The following is a 2688-nucleotide window of genomic DNA, read 5'->3' as shown; positions in this document are numbered from 1 at the left end:
GGATTTTCGATTTTAGATTTTGGATTGATTCCACGGATAAATCACGTGGCGGGTACCACCTTTGAAATTCGTGGTCAGTTGGCAAAACCACCATTTTTTCTACCAATATTAAGACTGACGCCCTACAGGCTACAAATAGAAAAAAGTTATTTGACCCGAAATTTGTCTGATGCGTATTGCCCGCCCTCCAACTAAAATTGATATGATATTAAAAATCTAAAATCTAAAATCTAAAATCTAAAATGGCATTACCTCCCGGCAGTTTTGGTTTACCCCTAATTGGCGATACTATCAACTTTTTGCAAGATTCCCAATTTGCCAAAAAACGCCACCAGCAGTACGGGCCCCTTTTCAAAACCAGCATTTTCGGACAGCCTACCGTGTTTGTGTGTGGCCAAGAGGCTAATTTGTTTGTTTTAAGCAATGAAAACCAATATTTTGCTGTGACTTGGCCTGCCAGCACGAAAGCGCTTTTAGGGCCACTTTCCTTAGCGTTGCAAACGGGTGCTAACCACCAAAATCGGCGCAAGTTGCTGTACCAAGCGTTTCAACCGCGAGCTTTGGCCGGCTACATCGGCGCGATGGAAGATACCACTCAGCGCTATTTGGAAAAATGGGCCAAAATGGAAACGCTGACTTGGTATCCCGAACTGAGAAATTATACTTTTGATGTTGCGGGTAAGTTGTTAGTAGGGATTGATAATGGTTCGGAAACGGCGCTAGGACATTATTTTGAAACGTGGTGCAATGGTTTATTTTCGATTCCTTTAGATGTGCCTTGGAGTCAGTTTGGCAAGGCGAAAAAGTGTCGAAAGCTGCTGTTGGCAGAACTTGAAAAGATTATTATAGATCGCCAGCAAGGAACCCCTAGCGGCAATGATGCTTTGAGTTTGCTGATTTCGGCTCGCGATGACGAGGGAAATAGTTTGAGTTTGGAGGAGTTAAAAGATCAAGTGCTGTTGCTGCTGTTTGCGGGACACGAAACTTTAACTTCGGCGATCGCCTCTTTTTGTCTTCTGCTAGCTCAAAATCCCGATGTGATGGCAAAAGTCCGCGCCGAACAGCAACAGTTCCCCGCTACGGAAGCGCTAACCTTGGAACAGCTCAAAGAAATGACTTATTTAGAACAGGTTATGCGAGAAGTGCTGCGGTTGGTTCCGCCAGTGGGAGGCGGCTTTCGGCAGGTAATTAATGCTTGCGAGTTCGGAGGCTACGAAATTCCCAAGGGTTGGATGGTACTTTATCAAATCAATCAGACGCATCAGGATAGCGCAGTTTATCCCGAACCCGATCGATTCGATCCCGATCGATTTAGCTCCGAGCGATCGGCTAAACCGTTCAGCTACGTGCCATTTGGTGGCGGTTTGCGAGAATGTTTGGGCAAAGAATTTGCGCGGTTAGAGATGAAGTTGTTTGCAGCAAAGATTGTTCGGGAGTACGAGTGGGAGCTTTTACCGGATCAAGATGTGAATTTAATCCGAGTACCGACTCCGCATCCCCGCGACGGTTTGCGAGTGAAATTTCGGCGGAACTATTCTTAAGAACAGGCAAGATGCCTGTTCCACAATCGGTAAATTTTCTTGTGGGCCGTTGCTTCTAGCCCGCCCTGAAAGCCACAAGATGCCTGTTCCACAATCGGTAAATTTTCTTGTGGGGAGTAGGGGTTGGGCTTCTAGCCCGCCCTGAAAGCCTTATTGATAATCGTGCAAGAACTCAATCTCAACTGAAATTTTGCACCATTATCAATAAGCTGTTTATGAACAGGCAAGATGCCTGTTCCACAAAGAGTGAATTTTCTTGTGGAACAGGCATCTTGCCTGTTCTTGATAATGGTGCAATATCTCAGTCTCAATCAACATCCAATTGCATCGGCCCCAAATACTTAGTTAAATAAGGAGAAAAAACCTCATAAATCAGAGTCAATGGTTTACCGTGATGCCAAAACAAATAGTGTCGCCCCCAAAAAGGCCCCGACTGTTCAAAAGCTGACTCCAAAGCCACGGAATCACCGCAATAAATGCCCTGCACATCGCGATACAATTCTGTTCGCAGCCGCGCTAAACTGGCCCAAATTGGCAAAGATTTATTTTGTAAATATTCGTCTACATGGCTTGCTTCCCACCAAGAAGTCGCATAGGCTAAACGCTGTCCCGAAGCAGTCCGCAGCCACACTTGTCGGCGCAGGCGCGGCCCCGGAACCGCGACAATTTGCTCTGGTGCGCCGTCTGCGTCTTCACCCACTAAAGACATATCGATCACATCTACTTCTGTGGGTTCCCCTGTCAGCAGTTGCAGGTGACGGGTGGGGGAACCGTCGCCCAGGAGCAGTATTTGCCACGCCGGTGCAAGCTTGGTGTGGGGCAAACCCTTCTGTACTGCGTCTTCGGCTCCTTGCCACAGGGGGTTGAGAGCGTGCCAGGTGCGGCTGTTTTTGGGTGTAAATGTTGCAGTCAAGGGTCTTTACAAAACTTAATTTTTTGTTTATTATAACGCTTCTTCAATCTACAATTTAAATCTGTTTAGAAACGGGCTCTTCGGCCCGTTCCACAATAAAATTGAGTGGGTGTGGAACAGGCATCTTGCCTGTTGTTGAATAAAATTGAGTTGGTGTGGAACAGGCATCTTACCTGTTGTTGAATAAAATTGAGTTGGTGTGGAACAGGCATCTTACCTGTTGTTGAATAAAAT

3 protein-coding genes are annotated in these 2688 nt (G+C 46.3%); 2 read left to right on the top strand and 1 reads right to left on the bottom strand.

Annotated elements, in window-relative coordinates; genetic code table 11:
• Positions 1-195 (top strand): hypothetical protein (locus tag QUB16_RS26160; protein ID WP_333320658.1); only part of this gene is annotated, 195 nt, incomplete at its 5' end.
• 47 nt (positions 196-242) lie between these two features.
• Entirely contained in the window at positions 243-1541 is a 1299-nt protein-coding gene (locus tag QUB16_RS26155; protein WP_333320657.1) for a cytochrome P450, read from the top strand.
• Between the two features lie 307 nt (positions 1542-1848).
• Here the strand turns inward: QUB16_RS26155 and QUB16_RS26150 are convergent, their stop codons facing one another.
• The gene (locus tag QUB16_RS26150) at positions 1849-2454 is read right to left on the bottom strand and encodes a chorismate lyase (protein ID WP_190738647.1); all 606 of its coding nucleotides are present in this window, start codon (positions 2452-2454) and stop codon (positions 1849-1851) included.
• Between the last annotated feature and the right edge of the window lie 234 nt (positions 2455-2688).

The organism is Microcoleus sp. D3_18a_C4 (genome assembly GCF_036702415.1).
GTDB lineage: Bacteria > Cyanobacteriota > Cyanobacteriia > Cyanobacteriales > Microcoleaceae > Microcoleus.
This window is presented reverse-complemented; position numbering and strand designations above follow the sequence as displayed.

What these genes read in the sequence shown, in the direction of transcription:
- QUB16_RS26155 (WP_333320657.1), top strand. Translation starts at nt 243, where the DNA reads ATGGCATTACCTCCCGGCAGTTTTGGTTTACCCCTAATTGGCGATACT.